Here is a 25,067-nt window from a genome sequence, read left to right as displayed (position 1 = left end):
CATGGGAAAAATCATTGCTATTGCTAATCAAAAAGGCGGTGTAGGAAAAACAACAACGTCTGTTAACCTAGGAGCTGGATTGGCACAGGTAGGGAAAAAAGTGCTGCTTATTGACATTGATGCTCAGGGGAACGCAACAACTGGTGTAGGAATTGAAAAGTCGGAATTAGATCAATGTATTTATAATGTCCTTGTGGAAGATGCAGAAGTTCAAGGGGTTATCCAGAAAACTGCAACTGAAAACTTAGATGTTCTACCTGCTACAATTCAATTGGCAGGTGCTGAGATTGAACTGGTACCAACCATTTCCCGGGAAGTTCGTTTACAAAGGGCTTTGCAGCCAATTCGTAATGAATATGATTATATTATTATTGATTGTCCTCCATCTTTAGGCTTATTAACAATTAATGCGCTAACGGCAGCGGATTCCGTTATTATTCCTGTTCAGTGTGAATACTACGCACTGGAAGGGTTGAGTCAATTATTGAATACAGTTCGACTTGTACAAAAGCATTTAAATAAAAATTTAGCAATTCAAGGTGTACTATTAACGATGTTAGATGCACGTACAAACTTAGGCATTCAGGTTATAGATGAAGTGAAGAAATATTTCCGAGATAAAGTATATCGCTCTATTATCCCTCGCAATGTTCGTTTGAGTGAAGCACCAAGTCATGGGAAACCTATTATGCAGTATGATGCTAAATCAAGAGGTGCAGAAGTATATATAGATTTAGCAGAGGAAGTGATTGCTGGTGGCTAAAGGATTAGGAAGAGGGATTAATGCGTTCTTTCCAGATTTAGATGTGAAAGAAGAAGAGAAAATTCAAGAAATTGCACTGACTGAATTAAGGCCAAACCCCTATCAACCGCGTAAAAGTTTTCAAAAAGAAGCAATTCAAGAATTGGCAGCGTCTATTAAAGAACATGGCATCTTACAACCTTTAATCGTAAGGAAAAGTATTAAAGGATATGAAATTGTTGCTGGTGAAAGAAGATACCGTGCTGCAAAAGAGGCACATCTTGAAACAGTTCCAACTGTTGTTCGAGAATTAAATGAACAGCAAATGATGGAATTTGCCTTGTTGGAAAATCTACAACGTGAAGATTTAAATCCAATGGAAGAAGCTTTGGCATATCAAATGCTAATGGACGAGCTAAATGTAACGCAAGAGCAATTAGCAAAGCGTCTTGGAAAAAGTAGGCCATACATTGCTAATTATGTTCGTTTGCTTACCCTTCCTTCATTTGTTCAAGAAATGATTGCAGATGGAAATCTATCTATGGCACATGGACGGACATTGCTTACAATCAAAGACGAAGAACAGCTAAAATCTTTATTGAAGCGTATTGAAAAGGAAGGATTAAATGTTAGGCAGTTAGAGCAAATTGTCCAACAGATTCATCAGCGAGTTTCACGTGAAACAAAGAAAGTGAAGCAAGAACGAAATATATTTTTTGAAGAGCGTGAAACATTGTTAAGGGAAAAATTTGGAACAGGTGTAAAAATCAAAGAAACAAAGAAAGAAAAAGGAAAAATTGAAATAGAATTCTTCAATAAAGAAGATTTAAATCGTATTTTAGAATTGTTATCTAGGGGAAACTAAAAAGCAAACCATCTTTTTATTTATAGATGGTTTGCTTTTTTTAATACGGATAATTTTTGATCTGTTTCCTTTATGCTTTGGGCAATAATACCTGCCATTTTCATAACGAGACTTAATCTTGTATTTTGTAACACAAAAAATTCCATGAAACCATTTAAGTTTACGATACCATGTATATGTAGATCACCAATTGCAGGTAACTTTTTATTCATTGCTGCTCCAGGTTTACTAGGTCCTTCACCAACAGTAATGGAACCAATGTTTTGAGATTTCCCAAGGCAAGCATCGATTGCAATAATAAAAGAATCAGGTAATGAAGTTTGTATATTCTGGATATTTTCTTCTAGGTTTAGCGCATGAATGGGTTCATCGAGTGTGCCAAATACGTGGAAATTTTGAATGTTCATTTGTTCTAATTTAGATCCGACTAATGGGCCAAGTGCATCACCAGTTGAACGATCTGTTCCAATACAAATTATGCTGAGGGGTTGCGTTTCATGGATAGGTATGTGTGAGAAGAGAAAATCACTAATTGTTGTACAAGCTTCTAAATCGTGATGCATAACATTCTGCGATTTTTTTTCAAAAAAAGGCAAGCGGAAATTTCCTATATTCATGAATCATCCATCCTTTTGATAAATTTTACGATTCACTGTAAAGTTTTTAGGTATAGATTTTATTTCGTAATATGGAAAATTATAAGTTCTATATTTTTGCAAGCCATTTATAAAACCGGAAATAATAGTACTAGTATATATATATTCACTCCAATTTATACCTAGATCAAAGCAAACAAACGCAAATAAGGTAATAAAATTTTTTCAGAAATAGAGAAAACTTCTGATACAATAAAGGATGAATGAAAAAGAAAATTTTGTTGGAGAGGTAGAATGATATGGACGTATTAAGTAAATGGTTTGATACCTTAAAACAATACTTAATGGACTCAAATCGCTGGGAGTATATTGGGATTGTAACGCTAAAGATTTTAATTATTTTAGTAGCAGGAGTAATCGTAGTACGTATCGCAAGAGCAATTGTTAGAAATGCGTTTCGTATGGGAAGTCGCTCGCCAATTCAAATTTCAGAGCGACGTACGGTTACAGTAGCTAAGCTGCTTGAAAATATTGTAGCATACGTTGTTATGTTTATTATGTTAATCGCAATTTTAGGCGTATTTAATATTAATGCATCAGGTTTATTAGCTGGAGCTGGGGTAATCGGTTTAGCAGTCGGTTTTGGTGCTCAAAGTTTAGTAAAAGATGTCATTACAGGGTTATTTATTTTATTAGAAGATCAATTTTCTGTTGGTGATTATGTTCGCATCGGTCAATTTGAAGGTGTAGTTTTAGAAATTGGATTACGTACAACAAAGATAAAAAGCTGGACGGGAGAAATTCATATTTTGCCAAATGGTAGTATTGCACAAGTAACAAACTTTTCTGTTAGTAATAGTGTAGCATTTGTCGATGTATCGATTTCTTATGAAAGTGATATAGCAAGAGCAGAGCGAATAATTGAAGAGTTATTAGAAGAATTACCAGAAAAATATGAGCAAATGGTAGCAACACCACAATTATTAGGTGTTCAAACCCTAGGTGCATCTGAAGTTGTGCTCCGTGTAATTGCTGAAGTGGAACCGATGCAGCATGCACCTATTGCTAGAGCACTTCGTAAAGAAATTAAAAATCGTCTTGATTTACACGGCATTGAAATTCCATATCCACATATGGTTTTATATAATCGTAAAGAGATGGTTAATCAAAAAGCAAATTAATGACGAGGGGGAGTTTGGAGAGTGGAACAAAAGCAATATAACTTGTACGATGTTGTGGAGATGAAAAAGGCCCATCCGTGTGGTGCAAATCGTTGGAAAATTATTCGTATGGGAATGGACATCCGCATTAAGTGCGAGGGATGTGGCCATTCGGTAATGATTCCTCGAAGAGAGTTTGATCGCAAAGTGAAAAAAGTTCTTGTAAAGCATGAAGAATAGAGAAAAAGTAACAGCTGCTTTAGGTGGCTGTTACTTTTTTGAACTTTTAGGGAACTTGTCATTTTATTCGTTACTATCTATAATGATGGAAGATTGAGACATAGGAGTGAAAAATATGGGATTAACGGCTGGGATTGTTGGTTTACCAAACGTAGGGAAATCAACATTATTTAATGCAATTACACAAGCGGGGGCAGAATCTGCAAACTATCCATTCTGTACAATTGATCCGAACGTAGGGATTGTAGAAGTACCAGATGAGCGCTTAAATAAATTAACGGAACTAGTAGAACCGAAAAAAACTGTTCCAACTGTATTCGAATTTACTGATATTGCAGGTATCGTAAAGGGTGCAAGTAAAGGTGAAGGACTAGGAAACAAATTCTTATCTCATATTCGCCAAGTGGATGCAATTTGCCAAGTTGTTCGTTGTTTTGAAGATGAAAATATTACACACGTTTCAGGAAAAGTAGATCCAATTGATGATATTGAAACGATTAATTTAGAGCTAATTTTAGCAGATTTAGAATCTGTTGATAAGCGTATTGAACGTGTAGCAAAATTAGCAAGACAAAAGGACAAAGAAGCAGTATACGAACACGAGATTTTAGTTCGTTTAAAAGAAGCATTCGAGGCAGGTAAACCGGCTCGTACTGTTGAATTTACAGACGAACAAATGAAAATCGTTAAAGGCCTTCACTTATTGACGACAAAAGAAATGCTTTACGTAGCCAACGTAAGTGAAGAGGATATTATGGATCCATCTGAAAACGAATATGTAAAGATGGTAAAAGAATTTGCAGCAAATGAAAACTCACAAGTGATTGTTGTTTGTGCAAAAATTGAATCGGAAATTGCTGAGCTAGACGAGGAAGAGAAAAAAGTATTCCTTGAAGAGTTAGGGATTGAAGAATCGGGTTTAGACCAGTTAATTCGTGCTGCTTACGACTTATTAGGATTAGCTACTTATTTCACAGCTGGTGTACAAGAAGTACGTGCATGGACATTCAAACAAGGCATGAAGGCACCTCAATGTGCTGGGGTTATTCATACAGACTTTGAACGTGGATTTATTCGTGCTGAAACAGTTTCATACGATGATTTAATGGAAAAAGGTTCTATGACAGCCGCTAAAGAAGCAGGAAAAGTACGTTTAGAAGGAAAAGAGTACATCGTAAAAGATGGAGATGTTATGCATTTCCGCTTTAATGTGTAATTCAATATTTCCTAGGAAAAATAAAGATATCAACTTGGTGAACGTATCATATGTTTGCCAAGTTTTTTATTTATTGGTTAGTTGATTCATCTAACTTACTATGATATAATCTAAACTCGTGAGTAATTACTATATAATTAATTGCTCCTTGCCCATTATGGGCCGTTTAGACCAAAAGGAGGTGAAAGTGTAATGAAAAAGTACGAAATCATGTACATCATCCGTCCAAACATGGAGGAAGAAGCTCAAAAAGCTTTAGTTGAGCGCTTCGCAGGCGTTTTAACTAACAATGGTGCAGAAATCATTAACACGAAAGAGTGGGGTAAGCGTCGTTTAGCTTACGAAATCAACGACTTACGTGACGGTTTCTACATGATCTTAAACGTAAATTCTAACGCAGAAGCTGTTAAAGAATTTGATCGTTTAGCTAAGATCAACGAAGATATCATTCGTCACATCGTTGTTAAAGAAGAAGAATAATAATTAAGATATATAGGGAGAGTGGTTCGATTGATGAATCGTGTTATCCTCGTTGGTCGTTTAACTAAGGACCCTGACTTACGTTACACGCCCAATGGTGTTGCGGTAGCTACTTTTACGTTAGCTGTGAATCGCGCATTTGCGAATCAACAAGGTGAGCGTGAAGCTGACTTTATTAATTGTGTAATATGGCGTAAACAAGCAGAAAACGTGGCAAATTATTTGAAAAAAGGTAGCTTAGCAGGCGTAGATGGGCGTCTTCAAACTCGTAATTATGAGGGACAAGATGGTAAACGTGTATATGTAACAGAAGTTCTTGCGGAGAGCGTACAATTTTTAGAGCCGCGTAATAGCGGTGGGGAGCAACGCGGTTCATTCAATCAGCAACCATCAGGAGCTGGTTACGGTAACCAAGGCTCTAACCCATTTGGTCAATCTAGTAATTCGGGTAACTCAGGTAACTCTGGATTTACGAAGAATGACGATCCATTTTCAAATGTAGGTCAACCGATTGATATTTCGGACGACGATTTACCATTCTAATGGTATAGATCGGTTATTTTTAACAAAGAATGGAGGGAAATAGACATGGCAGGACGCAAAGGTGGACGTGCGAAACGTCGTAAGGTGTGTTTCTTCACTTCTAACGGCATCACTCGCATCGACTATAAAGATGTTGATTTATTAAAACGTTTCGTTTCTGAGCGTGGTAAAATTTTACCTCGTCGTGTAACAGGAACAAGCGCAAAATACCAACGCAAACTTACAGTTGCAATTAAACGTGCTCGTCAAATGGCACTTTTACCATATGTTGGTGAATAATAGCGTATGAAATGCACAGTAGAGTGAGACTCTACTGTGCATTTTGCTATGCTTTTCTTTTCAGAAAGAGAGGTAAAAAATGAAGCGTACAAGGCTTATTACAGAAGGAGCAGTTTTGTTAGCGGTATATGCGGTTTTACTTTTAACATTCTTGTATGTACCTGTTATAAGTATGGTTGCAATATTTGCACTACCATTACCCTTTTTATTGTTTATGGTAAGATACCCGTTTTCTAGTACATGTATGCTTTTTGGAGCATCAATTCTTGTTACTATTATTATTAGTTCACCACTTAGTCTTGTGAATACATTCATGTCAGGCGTAATAGGCATTTCTTTAGGATATATGTATAAGAAGAAAAAAGGACCGATAGAAATATTATTGGTAGGAATGCTTGTATATCTGCTTAATTTTGTACTTGTTTATGTTGTAAGTATACAATTTTTTAATATAGATTTTCTTAAGCAAATGCAAGATATGTTCAAACAAGGAATGGAGCAAAGTGAAAAAATAATGAAGGCAGCAGGTGCGCCAATTAGCCAAGAGCAAAAAGATTTGTTAGGACAATTCAGTGATATGATTCGAATTCTTTTGCCAAGTTTGCTTGTAATGGTTTCTTTAATATATTCTTGGATTACAGTATTAATAGCAGGTAATGTTTTAAAGAGATTGAAGTATACTATAGCACCATGGCCTAAGTTTAGAAATATCCGATTACCAAAAAGTATAGTTTGGTATTATGTTGTATTTATTTTGCTTTCAACATTTATGAAAGTCGAATCAGGTTCATATGTATATATGGCATTTTCGAATTTATATGCCATCTTTTCATTGCTTCTTTTATTCCAAGGCTTTGCATTTATAGCCTTTTTTGCATATGCAAAGGGTTATGCAAAGGCGATTCCTATTCTCATTTTTGTCGTGTGTATGGTGATCCCGATGTTGTTTCCTCTAGTGACAATCTTAGGTATAATTGATTTAGGCTTTTCATTACGTTCTAAAATACAATCAAAATAAGTGAGAACGTGGGATGAAATCAGTGAAACTCCCATCATCAATCGTACTTTAGGTTTTGCGCATATAAGTTACTGCTATGAAAACAAAGGTGATTTGCACTCGTTTTCTCTGTTTGTTTTAACTTGGCATGGGACAGGAAAGATATCTGACCGCTTCTATGCATGGCTGGATGCTCTCTCCCATCTGAAAAATAAGGTTTTTCAATTTGTATTTATATAAAGTTTATTATGTGACGTAAGCTTTTAGTGGAAGTTTAACTTTGGGGCGTTTAATCTGTTCAACTAAACATTGATAGGAATGGAATAATTCCCTATTTATGTTAGTTTTACTTTATAGGAGTTGGATACATGCCTGAATTTTATAAGAAACAGAGGTTTTTATATCCTGTTTATGTATTGGCTTTTTTCATGTTTGTGCTTATTGCCATTCTTGGTTACTTTCACTGGATAATGGGAATGGCCACTTTTTTTATTTTTTGTATTGTACTTTTTTTGGTAATTCGGTCTGAGTTAGCCTTTCAGAGGAATTTTGAAAAATACACAACGGATATGATTACAAGAGTAAAAAAAGTCAGTAATGAGGCATTTAATCAAATGCCAATTGGTATTTTGTTATACAATAAGGATTATGGAATTGATTGGGCAAATCCTTATTTGTCTTCTTGTTTGGGGCAACATTCCTTAGCGGGGTGGCATTTGTATGATGTGTCAGAAAACTTACTTCTTTTTATTAAAGGAGAAACAGCTGATGATATTGTATCTTTAAATAATCGTAAGTTTCGTGTGTTTGTAAGGAAAGAGGAAAAGTTAATTTACTTTTTTGATGTAACAGAGCAAACAGAAATTGAAAAAATGTATGAGGATCAGCGTACAGTTCTCGCGATTATTTATTTGGACAATTATGATGAAGTTACACAAGGGTTGGATGATCAATTACGTACGAACATTACGAGCTTAGTGACATCACGTTTAAATGAGTGGGCCCTCAAATATGGTGCATATCTAAAACGAGCTTCATCAGAGCGCTTTTTCATTGTGTTAAATGAAAGTATTTTGGCTCAAATGGAGAAAGGGAAGTTTGATATTTTAGATCAAGTACGTGAAGAAACATCAAAACGAAATATTCCACTTACACTAAGCGTTGGTGTAGGGTCGGGCGACTTATCTTTATCAGAGCTTGGCGCGATGGCTCAATCGGGTTTAGACCTTGCTTTAGGACGAGGTGGAGACCAAGTTGCGATTAAACAAGCAACAGGCAAAGTGAAGTTTTATGGTGGTAAAACAAATCCGGTTGAAAAACGTACGCGTGTACGTGCAAGGGTTATCTCACATGCATTAAAAGATTTAGTACTAGAGAGCAGTAATGTTATTATCATGGGCCATAGGGCTCCTGATATGGATGCAATTGGAGCGGCCATTGGAATTTTAAAAGTAGCGCAGTTAAACGAGCGTGAAGGGTACATTGTATTAGATGAGAATGATTCTGATAAGGGTATTAAACGTTTGATGGATAAAGTGAAACAAAATGAGGAATTGTGGTCTCATTTTATTACGCCGCAGCAGGCCATGGAATTTGCAACAGATGATTCATTGCTTGTAGTTGTTGATACGCATAAACCTTCCATGGTGATGGAGGAAAAGCTTTTGCATAAGATCGAAAATGTGGTTGTAATTGACCATCATCGACGTGGTGAAGAATTTATTGAGGATCCTCTCCTTGTATACATGGAGCCATATGCATCTTCGACAGCTGAGCTTGTAACCGAGCTCCTTGAATATCAGCCGAAACGTTTAAAAATGACAATGTTAGAGGCGACAGCATTACTGGCTGGTATTATAGTAGATACAAAAAGCTTTACTTTCCGGACAGGTGCTCGTACATTTGATGCAGCTTCTTACCTACGTTCGCATGGAGCGGATACGGTTCTTGTGCAAGAATTACTGAAAGAAGATATGGCTCAGTATTTAAGAGTTGCAAAAACGATTCAAAATGCCTACATTTATAAAAATGGAATTGCGATTGCCAAAGTAGATGGTGATGAATATTACGATCAAGTATTAATTGCGCAATCAGCTGATACGTTGCTGACAATGACAGGGGTAATTGCATCTTTTGTTATTGCAAAACGTGGGGAAAGCTTTATTGGAATTAGTGGACGTTCTTTAGGTGAAGTGAACGTACAGCTAATTATGGAAAACTTAGGTGGCGGCGGGCATTTAACAAATGCCGCTACACAGATGAAAAATATAACGGTCGATGCAGCTGAAGATAAACTTCAATCTGTTATTGATGACTATTTACAGGGAGGCAAACAATCATGAAAGTAATTTTTCTAAAAGACGTAAAAGGTAAAGGGAAAAAAGGAGAAGTAAAAAACGTCCCGGACGGTTACGCAAATAACTTCTTATTAAAACAAGGATTAGCTGCTGAGGCAACTAACAGTAGCATGAAAACATTAGAAGCGCAAAAGCGCAAAGAAGAAAAAGACGCAGCAGCTGAACTTGAAAATGCTAAAAAATTAAAAGAAACTTTAGAGAAATTAACAGTGGAGCTAAAAGCAAAATCTGGTGAAGGTGGTCGTTTATTCGGCTCTATTACAAGTAAACAAATTGTAGATGCAATGCAAAAAGCTCATAATATTAAGCTTGATAAACGTAAATTTGAAATGGACGATGCAATTCGTGCATTAGGATATACAAACGTAATTGTAAAATTACATCCACAAGTAACAGCAACAGTAAAGGTTCATGTTAGTGAACAATAAAAATAAGTTAGACAAGGAGGATTGCGTATGAGTGATGTATTTACTGATCGTACCCCTCCGCATAATATAGAGGCCGAACAAGCAGTTCTAGGGGCGATTTTCCTTGATCAAGATGCATTAACTTCGGCTTCAGAACTGCTGCTACCTGAATCTTTTTATCGGACAGCACACCAAAAGATTTTTGGTGTTATGCTTGAACTATCTGATAAAGGAGAACCAATTGATTTAGTTACTGCAACAGCAGCACTTGCCGACCAAGGTTTGTTAGAAGAGGTTGGTGGTGTTTCTTATTTAGCTGAATTAGCAGAAGCTGTTCCGACAGCTGCTAACGTAGAGTATTATGCACGTATTATTGCAGAAAAAGCACTTTTGCGTCGTTTGATTCGAACAGCAACTCACATTGTATCAGATGGTTATGAACGTGAAGATGATGTAGAAGGCTTGCTAAATGAAGCGGAGAAAAAAATATTAGAAGTATCACATCAAACAAATGCAAAAGCATTCCAAAATATCAAGGATGTTCTTGTAGATGCTTATGATAAAATTGAACTTTTGCATAATCAAAAAGGTGAAGTTACGGGGATACCGACTGGATTTACGGAATTAGATAAGATGACAGCGGGATTTCAGCGTAACGATTTAATCATCGTGGCAGCCCGTCCTTCAGTGGGAAAAACGGCATTTTCGCTGAATATCGCGCAGAATGTGGCGACTAAAACAGATGAAAACGTCGCGATTTTCAGTTTAGAGATGGGTGCTGATCAGCTTGTTATGCGTATGCTTTGTGCAGAAGGAAATATTGATGCACAAAGGCTTCGTACGGGCTCGTTAACTTCAGATGATTGGGCGAAGTTGACAATGGCAATGGGAAGTCTTTCGAATGCCGGAATATATATTGATGATACGCCGGGAATTCGTGTTAGTGAGATTCGTGCGAAATGCCGCAGGCTAAAACAAGAGCAGGGACTTGGGATGATTTTAATTGATTACTTACAGCTTATTCAAGGTAGTGGGAAATCTGGTGAAAACCGTCAGCAGGAAGTATCTGAAATTTCCCGTACATTAAAAGGAATTGCGCGTGAGCTACAAGTACCAGTTATTGCCTTATCTCAGCTATCTCGTGGTGTTGAATCCCGTCAAGATAAACGTCCGATGATGTCTGATATTCGTGAATCAGGAAGTATTGAGCAGGATGCCGATATTGTTGCATTCTTGTATCGTGAAGATTACTATGATCGTGAAACAGAAAATAAAAACACGATTGAAATTATTATTGCAAAGCAACGTAATGGTCCAGTAGGTTCTGTAGAACTCGCATTCGTGAAGGAGTTTAACAAATTCGTAAACTTAGAGCGGCGTTTTGATGATGGACATGCACCGCCGGCATAGTAGAAGTATAAAAAAGAAACACATTTCTTATAATAAGATGTGTTTCTTTTTTTATGAACAAAAGATAGGGCTTACATCGTGGAAATAAATAATTCTTACGAACGAAATGGATAAAACATAAAAAAATGTTCGTTTTTAAATTGACTTCTCTTTTCATTTTGGTACAATTATATTGTTTGAAAAGTTCGTTTGAAAATTGCGGAGGTGCTTGAATAATGTCTTCAGTAGTAGTTGTAGGAACACAGTGGGGCGATGAAGGAAAAGGTAAAATTACTGATTTCCTTTCTGAACATGCGGAAGTAGTTGCAAGATATCAAGGCGGAAACAACGCAGGACATACAATTGTTTTCGGCGGTGTTAAGTATAAATTACACTTAATTCCATCTGGTATTTTCTATAAAGAAAAAATTTGTGTTATCGGAAACGGTATGGTAGTAGATCCAAAAGCATTACTTGTAGAATTAAAATACTTACACGATCGTGGTGTAAGCACTGATAATCTACGTATTAGTAATCGTGCGCATGTTATTTTACCTTATCATTTAAAACAAGATGAGTTAGAAGAAGAGCGTAAAGGTGATAACAAAATCGGTACAACGAAAAAAGGTATCGGTCCTGCATATATGGATAAAGCTGCTCGCGTTGGTATTCGTATGGCTGATCTTTTAGATCGCGAAGCATTTAAAGAGAAGCTTGAACGCAATTTAGCAGAAAAAAACCGTCTGTTTGAAAAAATGTATGATGCAGAAGGATTTAATGCAGAAGAAATTTTCGAAGAGTACTTCGAGTATGGTCAACAAATCGCGCAATACGTATGCGATACATCTGTTGTATTAAATGATGCATTAGATGAAGGACGCCGCGTATTATTTGAAGGTGCACAAGGCGTAATGCTTGATATCGACCAAGGTACGTACCCATTCGTTACATCTTCTAACCCAGTTGCTGGTGGTGTAACAATCGGTTCTGGAGTTGGCCCTTCTAAAATTAATCGCGTAGTAGGTGTATGTAAAGCATATACAAGCCGTGTTGGTGACGGTCCATTCCCTACTGAGCTTAATGATGAAATTGGTCATCAAATTCGCGAAGTTGGTCGTGAATATGGTACAACAACTGGTCGTCCACGCCGCGTAGGTTGGTTTGATAGCGTTGTTGTAAGACACGCACGCCGCGTAAGTGGTTTAACAGATCTATCTTTAAACTCTATCGACGTATTAACAGGTATTCCAACTGTGAAAATCTGTATCGCTTATAAATATAACGGAGAAGTTCTGGATGAAGTGCCAGCAAACTTAAACATTTTAGCGAAATGTGAGCCTGTATATGAAGAACTTCCAGGTTGGACAGAAGATATTACTGGTGTAAAATCATTAGAAGAGCTTCCTGAAAATGCAAGACATTATGTAGAGCGTGTGTCTCAATTAACAGGTATCCAATTATCTATGTTCTCTGTTGGTCCAGATCGTAATCAAACAAACATCGTTCGTAACGTATACGGTGGTTAATTGATATAAAATTGGTTTATGTAAGAAAAAACTCATGTTCACATGAGTTTTTTCTTGTCTTTTATAAAAAAATATAAAAAAGGTATTGCAAAAATAAAAGTTATTATGTTATGATAACCCTTGTCGTCACGAAAATATGACGTTGGTGAGTATGAGCCATTAGCTCAGTTGGTAGAGCATCTGACTTTTAATCAGAGGGTCGAAGGTTCGAGTCCTTCATGGCTCACCATTTTATTTTTCGTGGCCCGTTGGTCAAGTGGTTAAGACACCGCCCTTTCACGGCGGTAACACGGGTTCGAATCCCGTACGGGTCATGTCTTTTATATATGTTTTGTGGTCCCGTGGTGTAGTGGTTAACATGCCTGCCTGTCACGCAGGAGATCGCCGGTTCGACCCCGGTCGGGACCGCCACTTTTGTTTATACCACCATTAGTGGTTTTATATATATGTTTTGGCTCGGTAGCTCAGTCGGTAGAGCAGAGGACTGAAAATCCTCGTGTCGGCGGTTCGATTCCGTCCCGAGCCACTCTCAGGATATTAAGTGGGCCCACTTAATATCCTTTTTATTTGTTCAATTTTACAAATGAGAGTAGTTATTTTACAATAGAATGAGGAGCCTCTAGCAGTTGAAGCTAGGGGTTTTTCTGTAGATGGTACATGTTCCATTCATATGTGAATCATACGTGATTCTATGAGAATAGAGGAGAAAATACTCAAACGAAGGATAAAATTGTTTGGTTATGTACCATACAAATAGCTGTGAATGTTTGAGGATGATTGACCATATTTTTATTAGGAGGAAAGAAACGATGATGGGAAAGAAAATCTTAGTCGTTGACGATGAAAAACCGATTGCAGATATTTTAAAATTTAACTTAGAAAAAGAAGGCTTTGAAATTGTAATGGCGCATGATGGAGATGAAGCCATTGAAAAGGCAAATGAAGAACAACCAGATATGGTTTTATTAGATATTATGTTACCGGGAAAAGACGGATTGGAAGTTTGTCGTGAAATACGAAAAAGCTCTGAAATGCCGATTATTATGCTGACTGCAAAAGACTCTGAAATCGATAAAGTATTAGGGCTTGAGCTTGGTGCAGACGATTATGTAACAAAACCGTTTAGTACTCGTGAATTATTGGCACGTGTAAAAGCAAACTTACGTCGCCATCAACAAGGCGGGGCAGCTGAAAAAGAAGAAAACACAGAAATGATTATTGGACCAATCGTTATTAATCCAAATGCCTACAGTGTAACAAAAAGGGAAGAAAGCATTGAACTTACGCATCGTGAATTTGAACTGCTTCATTACTTGGCGAAGCATTTAGGACAAGTTATGACACGTGAACATTTATTACAAACGGTTTGGGGCTACGATTATTTTGGAGATGTACGTACAGTAGATGTGACAGTACGTCGTTTGCGTGAAAAAATTGAAGATAACCCAAGTCACCCAACTTTAATTGTAACAAGACGTGGAGTAGGCTATTACTTGCGTGATCCAGAGCAGGAGTAGTATATGAAGAAAGTTGGTTTTTTTCAATCGATTCATTTGAAGTTTGTGCTCATATATATGCTATTAATTTTAATAGCAATGCAGGTTATTGGTGTATATTTTGTTCGTGAACTTGAGAAAAGTCTCGTACAAAGTTTTAAAGATTCATTAACGCAGCAAACGAATCTATTGTCCTATAATTTGAAGCAGGAGTTTACAAAAGAGCGTGGAAAAACAGATATACCTTTAGAAAAGGCGCTTCAAACATCAATTACTGATTTTGCTTTAGACCGGAAAAAGGATATTCAAGAAGTACGTGTTATTGACCCGGACAGGCGCCTACTAGCAATATCTAATCTATCTAAACAAGGTATGGTAGGGAAAACAATAACGGACATATCAGTGCAAAGGGCCCTTGTGCAAAAAAAGGCTGAAGGAAAGATTGAGAAGGATGGAAGTACTGGCCATCGTGTTCAAGTTATGGCAACCCCAATTGAAGGCGATAAGGGGAAAATAATTGGTGTTATTCATATCGTTGCTTCTATGGAAGATGTTTATAAGCAGATGAAGGATATCAATCAAATTTTTGCAACCGGGACAGTAATTGCTTTATTAGTAACAGCAGTTTTAGGAATTTTATTAGCTCAAACAATTACAAGGCCAATTTCAGATATGCGTAGACAAGCAATTGAAATGGCAAAGGGAAATTACTCTCGTAAAGTAAAAGTCCATAGTCATGATGAAATTGGTCAATTAGCACTAGCGTTTAATAATTTATCAAAAAAATTACAACAAGCACGTTCTTCGACTGAAAGTGAGAGACGTAAGCTCTCTTCTGTTTTATCTCATATGACAGATGGAGTAATCGCTACTGATCGAAAAGGAGATATTATTTTATTAAATGATCCTGCAGAAAAGATGTTAAACGTTTCACGTGAAACGGCATTAGATCAGTCTGTTTTAGAAGTATTAGGTATTCAAGAGGAATTTACACTCGATCATTTATATGAAGAACCAGATTCTGTGTTATTAGATTTTAGTACGAGAAATGAACCGTATATTCTGCGAGCTAGTTTTTCTGTTATTCAAAAGGAAACAGGTAAAGCAAATGGTTTAATCGCTGTATTATATGATGTGACAGAACAAGAGCGTATTGATCGTGAGCGCCGTGAGTTTGTGGCGAACGTGTCACATGAACTACGGACACCGTTAACAACGATGCGTAGCTATTTAGAGGCACTTAGTGATGGTGCATGGCAAGACCCGAATATTGCACCACAATTTTTAACAGTTACACAAGAAGAAACGGAAAGAATGATTCGACTTGTAAATGCATTGTTACAATTATCTAAGTTAGATAGTACAGAACATCGTTTAATGAAAGAATGGGTAGACTTTACAGATTTCTTTAATAATGTTATCGATCGTTTTGAAATGTCGAAAGAACAAAATGTAATCTTTAAACGCTCATTTTCTAAGAAATCTCGATTCATTGATATGGATGCTGATAAAATTACACAAGTTTTATATAACATTATTTCGAATGCCTTAAAATATTCTCCTGAAGGTGGAACAGTAACATATCGCCTGCGTGATCGAGAGGATATGCTAGAAATTAGTGTGAGTGACCAAGGAATGGGGATTCCAAAAGAAAATGTGGAGAAGATTTTCGAACGTTTTTATCGTGTAGATAAGGCGCGTTCAAGACAGATGGGCGGAACAGGCCTAGGTTTAGCTATTGCTAAGGAAATGATTGTGGCGCATGGTGGATCTATTTGGGCAAAAAGTGAAGAAGGGAAAGGGACAACCATTTATTTCACTCTTCCAATGGCGAAGGAAGAAGAGGACGATTGGGAATGAATATGGAAAACTTTAAAACCATCGTTCTTATTAACCTAGTTGTCATTAGTCTGTTTCTTACTTTTAATTTATGGACGTACGTACCAGATTCTAATTCGATGCAAAGTACAAAGTTTGTCCAAGGAAATGCAGAAGCAATAAAAAAAGATGTTTCAAATGTAATTGTCCCATCCTATATGATTGTTCATAAGGATAAGAAGCATTTTGCAAGTGAAAAGAGAGAGAATATTAACTTGTTATATAGAGTTATTGAGAAAGGTGAATTTCATGATTTTAAGGATATCACTATCACGAACTCTATCTCTAAAGGTGATTTCCTCTCTTATGTGCATGGAGAAGGGAAGATTGAAATTGTCTTTCCGACCGAGGTTCCGTTTGATGCGATTAGGGGCGTATTAACAATTAAAGATAAGAAATTAGATACGTATAATTTTGATCGTATTGTTATCGATCCTTCTAAAAGTCGTGATCAAAATATTGATGTAAATTTCGTTTCTTATAACCATCATAAAGTATATAAAATGACATTAACAGGTGTAAATCTAAGTGAAATTGTAAATGCACAAAATCAATTTTTAGCTTTAGCAAGACCTTATTTTCCGTATGATATAAATGATACAAAAAGAATATTTTTACCGGATGGTTCAACAGAAATGCAGGGTTTTTTATATTTTACACGGGATTTACCTGTAGAATCATTTAAAAATGCACTGTTTAGTGACCCGCGTTATGTGACTCCTATTTCTAATGAATTAGAAGAAACTTATACGGATGGTATTCGTCTTATGCAAATCAATAAGCAGAACCGAATGTTAAAGTATACAAATTCATCTGTGGTTAGTGGTGCACGTATGTATGGAAACATTCTTATGCAAAGAAGTTTTGAATTTGTTAATAGTCATAGCGGCTTAACAGATGCATATAGATTCGATTATCTAAATTCCAAGGGGAAAACAAAGTTCCGCTTATATGAAGAAGATTTACCCGTATTTAATAGCGAAGGAATGACCGCATTAACACAAGTATGGGGAGCGGAAGAATTAATTAGCTATAAGCGTCCATTATTTAATTTGGTAATTGATAAAGGTGAGGATAAAAAGACAGTACTTCCAGCTGGATGGACTGTTATAGAATCATTACAAAAAAATTCGGATGTAGATAAAAAGTTAATTCAAGATATAGGAATTGGCTATAAATTAGTACCAGAAAATGGACCAAATGGACCAAATGGGCAGGTTGTAACGGGAAGCTTAAAGCCGATTTGGTATGTGATTTATGGTGAAGATCAACAAGTATTTGAGTGGAGTGAAGAGAAGGAGGGAGAGCTAATTGGACTGGAATCGGATTAAGACAATATTTATTGTTACCTTTTTTATTTTAGACCTCTTCCTCGTGTTTCAATTCATTCAAAAGCAGGATAGTAACCAATTAGAGTTAATGGCAGAAACAAAGGTAGATCAACAGTTAAAAGATGATAAAATTACAGTTGGTGATTTACCAAAAGAACCAAAGAAAGATTCCTTTATCACAGCAAAAAATAAGGAATTTAAAGAAGAGGACATCCGTTCCTTAAAAAACCAAGCAGTTACTTTGCAGGATAGAAACACAATTGTAAGTAAATTAAAAGAACCATTATTACATGCAAAAACACTGTCTAAAGATAAATATAGTGATTTCTTGAAAAATTATGTGCTAGATGGTCAGAAATATGAGTTTGGTAAAGCAGAAGCAACGAAAATCTATTTCTTTCAAAAATATAAAGATAAACCTATCTTTTATAATGATCATGGGATGATTGTTGTCGATTTAAATGAGAAAGGTGAATTTATTTCGTATACACAAACAATGTTAACCGATTTAAAAGAGATGGGTGAGAATGAAAAAGCAAAAGAGCAAGAGATTATTACAGCTCAAACAGCTTTAGAAAATTTATACTTTAAGAAGGAAATAAAACAAAATACGCATTTTAAAGAAGCGCAGATTGGATATGCAACTCTTGTTACATCTGCAGCTTCTAATATACAAGTGCTTGCTCCGACATGGAATTTAAAAACAGATCGAAAAGTAGATTATTTTGTAAATGCTATTGAGGGACAAGTAATTGAGCTAGAGAAAGAAAAGGAAAATGAAAAAGAAAAAATAATGGAGTGAGCAGAAATGAGTTTGCATTTTAGTGTACTTGCAAGCGGCAGTACAGGAAATGCGCTATATGTAGGGACCGAAAAACAGAAATTGCTCATTGATGCAGGCTTGAGTGGAAAAGCGACAGAAGCTTTATTTCAGCAAGCTGAATTGGACATTCAAGATATATCAGGCATTCTTGTAACACATGAGCATAGTGATCATATTAAAGGTCTTGGTGTGTTAGCACGTAAATATCAGTTACCTGTGTATGCAAATGAAAAAACGTGGAATGCTATGGAACATTTAATTGGTAACATTCCAACAGACCAAAAATTTATTTTCTCTATTGGCGATGTGAAAACATTCGGAGATATTGAAGTGGAATCATTTGGTGTTTCTCATGATGCAGCAGAGCCGATGTTTTATGCATTTCATCATAATGGTAGGAAATTAGCTCTTATTACAGATACGGGGTATGTGAGCGACCGTATGAAAGGTATCATTAAAGGAGCAAATGCCTTTGTATTTGAAAGTAATCATGATGTTGAAATGCTTCGTATGGGACGCTATCCATGGAGTATAAAGCGACGTATCTTAAGCGATGTAGGTCACGTTTCTAATGAAGATGCTGCACTTGCAATGACTGATGTTATCACAGATGAGACGAAACATATTTATTTAGCGCATTTGAGTTTAGATAATAATATGAAAGAACTAGCACGTATGTCTGTTGCGCAGGTGCTAGAAGAGAAAGGTTTTGCAGTTGGGGAAGCATTTGAGGTACATGATACGGATCCAAAGGCACCAACGAAAATTCAATACGTATAATTCTTGGTTTTAGTAAACAATAAAGGAGAATATAGTTGTTTTCGGGAGGATTGGTGAACAAGTATGTCCTTTATTGATGAAGAAGAATTTCGTATGAAACGAACTGGTAAAAAGAAGCACAAAGGTATCGTTATTTCTAGCATAGCAGGAACAATTGTTGGGGCTTCATTGTTTGCATTTGGAGCCCCTTTATTTTCTGATTCTGGTTCACAAACAATAGAGCAAGCGGAAGCAAGCGAAGGGAATGGACTTAAACCATCGCAAACAAATACAATGCGAGTAGGGCATTCGGGATTTGTAGATGCTGTTGATCGTGCTTCTGAGGCTGTTGTTGGAATTATTAACATACAACGTGATAATTTTTCAGAAGCGGATGCGGAAGCTGGGACAGGATCAGGTGTGATTTATAAGAAAACAAATGGTCATGCTCATATCGTAACAAATCATCATGTTGTCGCAGGGGCAAATCGTATTGAGGTGAGCTTAAGCGACGGTAAAAAAGTACCTGGTAAAGTATTAGGTAGTGATGTAGTTACAGATTTAGCGGTTTTAGAAATAGATGCGAAACATGTAAAGAAAGTCATTGAGATAGGAGATTCTAATACAGTTCGTCGTGGAGAAGCAGTAATTGCAATTGGAAACCCACTTGGATTACAATTCTCAGGAACTGTTACACAAGGAATTATTTCTGCAAATGAGAGAATTGTTCCTGTAGACTTAGATCAGGATGGACATTATGACTGGCAAGTAGAAGTATTACAAACAGACGCAGCTATTAATCCAGGGAATAGTGGCGGCGCACTTGTAAATGCAGCAGGACAACTAATTGGAATCAACTCGATGAAAATTGCAGCAAAAGAAGTAGAAGGTATTGGACTTGCTATCCCAGTTACAAGAGCAGTGCCTGTTATGAATGAGCTTGAAAAGCATGGAAAAGTAAGACGGCCTTATGTTGGGGTTGAACTTAGATCTTTAAATGAAATTCCAAATTATTACTGGTCTGAAACGTTGCATTTACCAAGTAGTGTAACAGATGGTGTCTGCATTTTAGACGTGAAAAGTCCATCTCCTGGCGCAAATGCAGGACTTCGGGAACATGATGTAATTGTGGCCGTTGATGGAAAGCAAGTCCATAATATTATCGGATTTCGAACGGTATTATATAATAAAAAAATTGACGATAAAATGACCCTGACGTTTTATCGTGGTACAAAACGAGCAACAACAACGGTGAAATTAGGTAGTCAAAACTATTAAGAAAACAGGAGGACTATCCTCCTGTTTTCTATTGTGGAATAGTGAGGTGAAAAATATGAAGTTACCTTGTTGTTTAGAACATGTAGAATTAGCATTAGATATCATTGTGGATGAGTGCGAAGTAGCACCGGTTATCAACAATGTGGATAACTCCAAGAAAGAAGAAAAAACGTGTGAATTTTGTCAAAACAAGGCGACATATGTTGTATCGAACACAGATTCTCACACAATATGTGGGTAATAGTTGTGGATATGTGGATAAGTTTTGTGGATAACGTGTTTGTAAGGTGGGGAATACGTGTGAATATCTCGATTATTTCGATTGGGAAATTAAAAGAAAAATATTTAAAACAAGGTATTGCAGAATACTTAAAACGACTTTCTGCGTACGCAAAAGTAGAAGTGATTGAATTACCGGATGAAAAGGCACCGGAAAATTTAAGTGAAGCAGAAATGTTAATTGTAAAAGAAAAAGAAGGTATACGTATACTAGATAAAATTTCAGATGATACGCATGTGATTGCATTAGCAATTGAAGGAAAACAAAAATCATCAGAAGAATTTGCAGCGAATCTTGATCGTCTTGCTACGTATGGAAAAAGTAAAATAGCATTTGTTATTGGGGGATCACTAGGGCTTAGTTCGGAAGTGATGAAGCGCTCTAACGAATCACTTTCATTCTCAAAAATGACATTACCGCATCAGTTGATGAGATTGGTACTTTTAGAGCAAGTATATCGGGCGTTTCGGATTAATCGTGGTGAACCTTATCATAAATAAAAGGAACTATCTGTTAGATGTGTTATAACGATTAGGAAAATTCGATATACGTAAGAATATTTTTTATTAAAATTTCTACAATACTATAGTTATCTATTAGATTATTCCTATTAAGAAGACCATTGGAAAATAATCCCCGATGGTCTTTTTAATGCTTCGTAATAATTGAACGAATTATTGTTTAGGTTGTAGTGGAATATGAACAATACAATTATGTTCTTCTAAACAGAGAAAATGGTAAAATTAGTTTCCTTGAATAAGTTTGTTTCTATTTATAAAAAATTGTGCTGTAATATTGATAGAACAATTTTTCATTGTGTTCTAAGTAGTTAAAGAAGTGGGGAATTGAGGTTGAAAAAGTTTAAGAAGTTTTATCTAGAGATTACTAGTGTATGTAATCTCGCATGCAGCTTTTGTCCACCAACAGAACGACAGAAGCAATTTCTTTCTGTGGAGGATTTTTCTAAGAGATTAGACCAAATTAAACCTCACACAGACTACATTTATTTACATGTAAAAGGTGAGCCGCTGCTCCATCCTAAAATAGATCAATTGTTAGATTTAAGTCATGAAAAAGGATTTAAAGTTAATATTACAACCAATGGAACGTTAATTAATAAAAAGAGGCATAAATTATTAAATAAACCTGCACTAAGACAGATGAATTTCTCGCTTCATAGTTTTGACGGTCATCCGGGATCTGAAGATAAAGAAGGATATGTAAGAAGTATCCTCTCCTTTATTAAAGAAGCAACGAGTCAATCGGAATTAATTGTGTCACTAAGACTATGGAACCTTACACAAGACAATAAAACGAATCTTGAAATACAACGAAATAGACAGTTATTAGAAATTATTGAGAAAGAATTTGATTTACCATACAAAATTGAAGAGAAGATTACACCAGGAAGTGGTGTAAAACTTGCGGATCGCATCTTTATTAACCAAGATTATGAATTTCAGTGGCCGGCTTTGCATGAAGAAGAGGATGATGGAAAGGGCTTCTGTCATGGTCTTCGAAATCAAGCAGGTATTTTAGCAAACGGAACTGTTATTCCTTGTTGTTTAGATGGTGAGGGAATTATTAACCTTGGAAATATTAATGAGGCCCCATTCTCTGAAATTATTGAAAGAGATAGAGCGAAAAATATTGTAGATGGATTTTCACGTAGGGTAGCAGTAGAAGAACTATGTAGAAAATGCGGATACCGTAAGAGATTTGGAAAATAGGTGGATAAAGTGAAGCTTTAATCAGTGGGGGATTCTTTCTTCCCCATTGATCATTAGTTCACACCGATTAGTCCTTTACGAGCAGTCGATTCCTCTCCTAGCTTCTTTGATTTCTTGAGGATGATAATTGCTTATTAATTTGAAAATATATACATAATCATTTAATCTATATATAAATTTATTGAGAATTTTAATTGTTAGGGATAGATATTTTTATTTGAATTATCATGAAACAAGTCTTCTCTTCAGTAAATTTTAAAGGGAGAATATAAGCAGTTTGGGGGGAATTAATGTGAAAAAATTAATAGCAACTTTAGGAATGATATCTCTTTTGATAGTAGGATGTAGTAATGATAAAACATCCGAAAAGGCAATTAAGCAAGGAGAGTTAGCACTAGCAAATAAAGAATATGATAAGGCACTAGCTTCGTTTGAATTAGCGCTAGGAGAGCAAAAAGAAGATGAAAAAGTAAAAGTACTAATCACGCAAACAAATAAAATGATGGAAGCCTTGAAAGCTGTGAAAGAGGCAAAGTTAGATGAGGCAAATACCTTGTTGGAAGAAATTGAGGAAATAGAGGGTGGCTCTAAAACGTTAAATAAACAAGCGAAAGGGCAACGAGAATCTATAGTGGTCAAAAAGGAAAAAATAGAAAAGTATAATAGTCAATTTGCAAAAGTAGAGGGATTAAAAAATAATCAAAAATTTTTAGAAGCAAAAGAAATACTAAATGCAGTTGTAGAAGAAACAAAAGATAATGAAGAGTTGAAAATATATTATCAAAAAGCAACGGAACAAATTACTCAAATGGCCCAAGATATAGCACAATTAGAAAAAGAAAAAGCAGAAGAAGCGAAACAAAGAGAACAAGAAGCAAAACAAAGGGCAGAAGAAGTGAAACAGAGAGAGGAAACACTAAGAAAAAGAGTTGAAGAAACTAATAAAGGTAAGAAGAGTGAATACTTAAGTAAGTTAAATAATATTGAAGGGAGTTTAAGTAGTTTAGATTACCTGTATGCAGAAGGAATCACGTCTAAGATGAAAGAAGGAGCGGGTAAAAAGTATAAAGCATGGGATGATGCATTAAATGATATTTACGGTGTATTAAAAACACAACTATCCGCTAATGAAATGAATACATTAAAGGAAAAACAACGTGATTGGATATCATACCGAGATCGTAAAGCTAAAGAAGTATACGTATCTGAAGGAGAAGGAACATTAGCACAAGTAGGTTATACAGAATCTTTAGCAAAAACTACAAAAGAAAGATGCTATGAATTAGTTGAGCAATATATGAAATAATAAAGAGGCCTTATACAAATTATTAGAATTTGAGATTGTTCAAGTTACACATGTATATCGGAAATTTATATCATAAGAAAAAAATGAGCAAGTACAAAATAAAGTACCTTGCTCATTTTTTATATACGAATCAATATTCATTACATTTAAAAAGTAAATAAAGCTTAATATACTTTATCACCATTAAAGATTGAGTTTTTCACGACAACATAATCTACAGTGCGAATTGCTTCTAATTTCGTTCCACCAGCATAAGAAATAGAAGATTGAAGATCTTGTTCCATTTCAATTAATGTATCTTCTAAAGATCCTTTATGTTCGACAAACATTTTTTTACCTTCTACGTTTTTCTTTTCGCCTTTTTGGAATTCTGAAGCTGAGCCAAAGTATTCCTTGTAAAGCTTTCCGTCTTTCTCAATTGTTTCTCCTGGAGATTCTTCATGACCAGCAAATAATGAACCAATCATAACCATAGTCGCGCCAAATTTAATGGATTTCGCTACATCACCATGAGTACGAATACCGCCGTCAGCAATAATTGGTTTACTTGCAGCTTTTGCACACCAGCGAAGTGCAGCTAATTGCCAGCCACCAGTTCCAAAGCCTGTTTTAATTTTCGTGATGCATACTTTACCAGGTCCGATTCCTACTTTTGTTGCATCAGCACCAGCATTTTCTAGCTCTCTTACTGCCTCTGGAGTTCCAACATTTCCTGCAATAACAAAGCTTTCAGGTAAATGTTGTTTAATATGTTGAATCATTTTTATTACCGCATTGGAATGACCATGTGCGATATCTATTGTAATATATTCAGGACAAAGCTGCTCAGCAGCTAATTGTTGTACAAATTCATACTCTTCTTCTTTAACGCCAACACTAATGGATGCGATTAATCCACGTAAGTGCATATCTTTAATGAAAGAGATACGTTTTTCTGGCTCAAAACGATGCATGATATAGAAATATTTATTTTCAGCTAAATATACAGCGATCTTTTCATCTATAATTGTTTGCATGTTTGCAGGTACGACAGGTAATTTAAATGTATGTTTTCCTAAAGTGACACTTGTATCACACTCAGAACGGCTATTTACTATACATTTTGCAGGAATTAATTGAATATCTTCATAGTCGAATACTTTTTCCACGAATTACACCCCTAAATACGAATATTTTATTTTAAACTTAAAAAAATGTTCGTCCAAAAGATAATGTACATCATTTTTTTCATTAAGTCAAAGGTTTTCATGTATATTTATCAAATATAGGGGTTAAATTTTAAATTATTATAGATAATACCGAATTAATTATTGTTTTATAGGTAAAATGTTCGTATTTAAAAAGATATATTATTAAAATTTAAGTGGTAATGCCGAATAATATTTTGAA

At 35.7% G+C, this 25,067-nt stretch carries 24 protein-coding genes, 4 tRNA genes and 1 pseudogene; 27 read left to right on the top strand and 2 right to left on the bottom strand.

The window, feature by feature from the left end; translation table 11 throughout:
* Position 1: 1 nt before the first annotated feature.
* Positions 2 to 763, top strand: a complete 762-nt coding sequence (gene soj / locus AC1M36_RS21135) for a sporulation initiation inhibitor protein Soj (protein WP_000516112.1) — start codon at positions 2 to 4, stop codon at positions 761 to 763.
* Complete coding sequence (locus AC1M36_RS21130; RefSeq protein ID WP_336451422.1) at positions 756 to 1,607, top strand: ParB/RepB/Spo0J family partition protein; 852 nt, start codon at positions 756 to 758, stop codon at positions 1,605 to 1,607. The genes soj and AC1M36_RS21130 overlap by 8 nt, the downstream gene beginning before the upstream one ends.
* A gap of 20 nt (positions 1,608 to 1,627) precedes the next feature.
* Here the strand turns inward: AC1M36_RS21130 and yyaC are convergent, their stop codons facing one another.
* The gene (gene yyaC, locus AC1M36_RS21125; RefSeq protein ID WP_336451423.1) at positions 1,628 to 2,224 is read right to left on the bottom strand and encodes a spore protease YyaC; all 597 of its coding nucleotides are present in this window, start codon (positions 2,222 to 2,224) and stop codon (positions 1,628 to 1,630) included.
* Between the two features lie 278 nt (positions 2,225 to 2,502).
* Here yyaC and AC1M36_RS21120 point away from each other — a divergent pair, with 278 nt between their 5' ends.
* The 25 genes and pseudogenes from AC1M36_RS21120 (at position 2,503) to AC1M36_RS21000 (ending at position 23,678) form a co-directional block, all read left to right on the top strand.
* Positions 2,503 to 3,384 carry a mechanosensitive ion channel family protein gene (locus tag AC1M36_RS21120; protein ID WP_336451424.1) on the top strand — a complete coding sequence of 294 codons (882 nt, stop codon included), beginning with the start codon at positions 2,503 to 2,505 and terminating at the stop codon, positions 3,382 to 3,384.
* A gap of 21 nt (positions 3,385 to 3,405) precedes the next feature.
* Positions 3,406 to 3,603, top strand: a complete 198-nt coding sequence (locus AC1M36_RS21115; RefSeq protein WP_033673542.1) for a DUF951 domain-containing protein — start codon at positions 3,406 to 3,408, stop codon at positions 3,601 to 3,603.
* A 115-nt stretch (positions 3,604 to 3,718) separates the two neighbouring features.
* Complete coding sequence (ychF, locus tag AC1M36_RS21110; RefSeq protein ID WP_336451425.1) at positions 3,719 to 4,819, top strand: redox-regulated ATPase YchF; 1,101 nt, start codon at positions 3,719 to 3,721, stop codon at positions 4,817 to 4,819.
* Positions 4,820 to 5,011: 192 nt separating this feature from the next.
* Complete coding sequence (gene rpsF / locus AC1M36_RS21105; protein ID WP_336451426.1) at positions 5,012 to 5,299, top strand: 30S ribosomal protein S6; 288 nt, start codon at positions 5,012 to 5,014, stop codon at positions 5,297 to 5,299.
* Between the two features lie 30 nt (positions 5,300 to 5,329).
* Positions 5,330 to 5,842 (top strand): single-stranded DNA-binding protein, encoded by a 513-nt coding sequence (gene ssb, locus AC1M36_RS21100; RefSeq protein ID WP_336451427.1) that lies wholly within the window; start codon positions 5,330 to 5,332, stop codon positions 5,840 to 5,842.
* Positions 5,843 to 5,887: 45 nt separating this feature from the next.
* Positions 5,888 to 6,121 (top strand): 30S ribosomal protein S18, encoded by a 234-nt coding sequence (gene rpsR / locus AC1M36_RS21095; protein WP_000918874.1) that lies wholly within the window; start codon positions 5,888 to 5,890, stop codon positions 6,119 to 6,121.
* A gap of 79 nt (positions 6,122 to 6,200) precedes the next feature.
* Positions 6,201 to 7,139: a YybS family protein gene (locus tag AC1M36_RS21090; protein WP_431613134.1), complete on the top strand. Its 939-nt coding sequence runs from the start codon at positions 6,201 to 6,203 to the stop codon at positions 7,137 to 7,139.
* 347 nt (positions 7,140 to 7,486) lie between these two features.
* Entirely contained in the window at positions 7,487 to 9,460 is a 1,974-nt protein-coding gene (locus tag AC1M36_RS21085; RefSeq protein WP_336451429.1) for a DHH family phosphoesterase, read from the top strand.
* Complete coding sequence (rplI, locus tag AC1M36_RS21080) at positions 9,457 to 9,903, top strand: 50S ribosomal protein L9 (protein ID WP_207995707.1); 447 nt, start codon at positions 9,457 to 9,459, stop codon at positions 9,901 to 9,903. The genes AC1M36_RS21085 and rplI overlap by 4 nt, the downstream gene beginning before the upstream one ends.
* Positions 9,904 to 9,930: 27 nt before the next feature.
* Complete coding sequence (dnaB, locus tag AC1M36_RS21075) at positions 9,931 to 11,292, top strand: replicative DNA helicase (RefSeq protein ID WP_336451430.1); 1,362 nt, start codon at positions 9,931 to 9,933, stop codon at positions 11,290 to 11,292.
* 215 nt (positions 11,293 to 11,507) lie between these two features.
* Positions 11,508 to 12,797 carry an adenylosuccinate synthase gene (locus AC1M36_RS21070; protein WP_336451431.1) on the top strand — a complete coding sequence of 430 codons (1,290 nt, stop codon included), beginning with the start codon at positions 11,508 to 11,510 and terminating at the stop codon, positions 12,795 to 12,797.
* 153 nt (positions 12,798 to 12,950) lie between these two features.
* A tRNA-Lys gene (locus tag AC1M36_RS21065) sits at positions 12,951 to 13,026 on the top strand.
* A gap of 13 nt (positions 13,027 to 13,039) precedes the next feature.
* Positions 13,040 to 13,111 (top strand) — tRNA-Glu (locus tag AC1M36_RS21060).
* Between the two features lie 21 nt (positions 13,112 to 13,132).
* Positions 13,133 to 13,208: transfer RNA gene (locus tag AC1M36_RS21055), tRNA-Asp, on the top strand.
* Positions 13,209 to 13,250: 42 nt separating this feature from the next.
* Positions 13,251 to 13,323 (top strand) — tRNA-Phe (locus AC1M36_RS21050).
* Between the two features lie 283 nt (positions 13,324 to 13,606).
* The gene (walR, locus tag AC1M36_RS21045) at positions 13,607 to 14,314 is read left to right on the top strand and encodes a cell wall metabolism DNA-binding response regulator WalR (RefSeq protein WP_336451432.1); all 708 of its coding nucleotides are present in this window, start codon (positions 13,607 to 13,609) and stop codon (positions 14,312 to 14,314) included.
* 3 nt (positions 14,315 to 14,317) lie between these two features.
* The gene (walK, locus tag AC1M36_RS21040; protein WP_336451433.1) at positions 14,318 to 16,153 is read left to right on the top strand and encodes a cell wall metabolism sensor histidine kinase WalK; all 1,836 of its coding nucleotides are present in this window, start codon (positions 14,318 to 14,320) and stop codon (positions 16,151 to 16,153) included.
* Positions 16,150 to 17,502 (top strand): YycH family regulatory protein, encoded by a 1,353-nt coding sequence (locus AC1M36_RS21035; protein ID WP_336451434.1) that lies wholly within the window; start codon positions 16,150 to 16,152, stop codon positions 17,500 to 17,502. The genes walK and AC1M36_RS21035 overlap by 4 nt, the downstream gene beginning before the upstream one ends.
* Positions 17,483 to 18,327: pseudogene (locus tag AC1M36_RS21030) on the top strand (two-component system regulatory protein YycI). Before AC1M36_RS21035 ends, AC1M36_RS21030 begins: the two are co-directional and overlap by 20 nt.
* Entirely contained in the window at positions 18,311 to 19,105 is a 795-nt protein-coding gene (locus AC1M36_RS21025; protein ID WP_336451435.1) for an MBL fold metallo-hydrolase, read from the top strand. Before AC1M36_RS21030 ends, AC1M36_RS21025 begins: the two are co-directional and overlap by 17 nt.
* Before the next feature lie 63 nt (positions 19,106 to 19,168).
* Complete coding sequence (locus AC1M36_RS21020) at positions 19,169 to 20,362, top strand: S1C family serine protease (RefSeq protein ID WP_336451436.1); 1,194 nt, start codon at positions 19,169 to 19,171, stop codon at positions 20,360 to 20,362.
* A gap of 55 nt (positions 20,363 to 20,417) precedes the next feature.
* Positions 20,418 to 20,603: a CxxH/CxxC protein gene (locus tag AC1M36_RS21015; protein WP_174100912.1), complete on the top strand. Its 186-nt coding sequence runs from the start codon at positions 20,418 to 20,420 to the stop codon at positions 20,601 to 20,603.
* Positions 20,604 to 20,662: 59 nt separating this feature from the next.
* Positions 20,663 to 21,142: a 23S rRNA (pseudouridine(1915)-N(3))-methyltransferase RlmH gene (gene rlmH / locus AC1M36_RS21010; RefSeq protein WP_098336916.1), complete on the top strand. Its 480-nt coding sequence runs from the start codon at positions 20,663 to 20,665 to the stop codon at positions 21,140 to 21,142.
* Positions 21,143 to 21,493: 351 nt separating this feature from the next.
* Positions 21,494 to 22,372, top strand: a complete 879-nt coding sequence (locus AC1M36_RS21005; RefSeq protein ID WP_336451437.1) for a radical SAM/SPASM domain-containing protein — start codon at positions 21,494 to 21,496, stop codon at positions 22,370 to 22,372.
* 292 nt (positions 22,373 to 22,664) lie between these two features.
* The gene (locus tag AC1M36_RS21000) at positions 22,665 to 23,678 is read left to right on the top strand and encodes a lysozyme inhibitor LprI family protein (RefSeq protein WP_431613135.1); all 1,014 of its coding nucleotides are present in this window, start codon (positions 22,665 to 22,667) and stop codon (positions 23,676 to 23,678) included.
* A gap of 164 nt (positions 23,679 to 23,842) precedes the next feature.
* Here the strand turns inward: AC1M36_RS21000 and guaC are convergent, their stop codons facing one another.
* Positions 23,843 to 24,826 carry a GMP reductase gene (gene guaC / locus AC1M36_RS20995; RefSeq protein WP_431613136.1) on the bottom strand — a complete coding sequence of 328 codons (984 nt, stop codon included), beginning with the start codon at positions 24,824 to 24,826 and terminating at the stop codon, positions 23,843 to 23,845.
* Between the last annotated feature and the right edge of the window lie 241 nt (positions 24,827 to 25,067).

The organism is Bacillus sp. Medicinal_06 (assembly GCF_056711665.1).
This window is presented reverse-complemented; position numbering and strand designations above follow the sequence as displayed.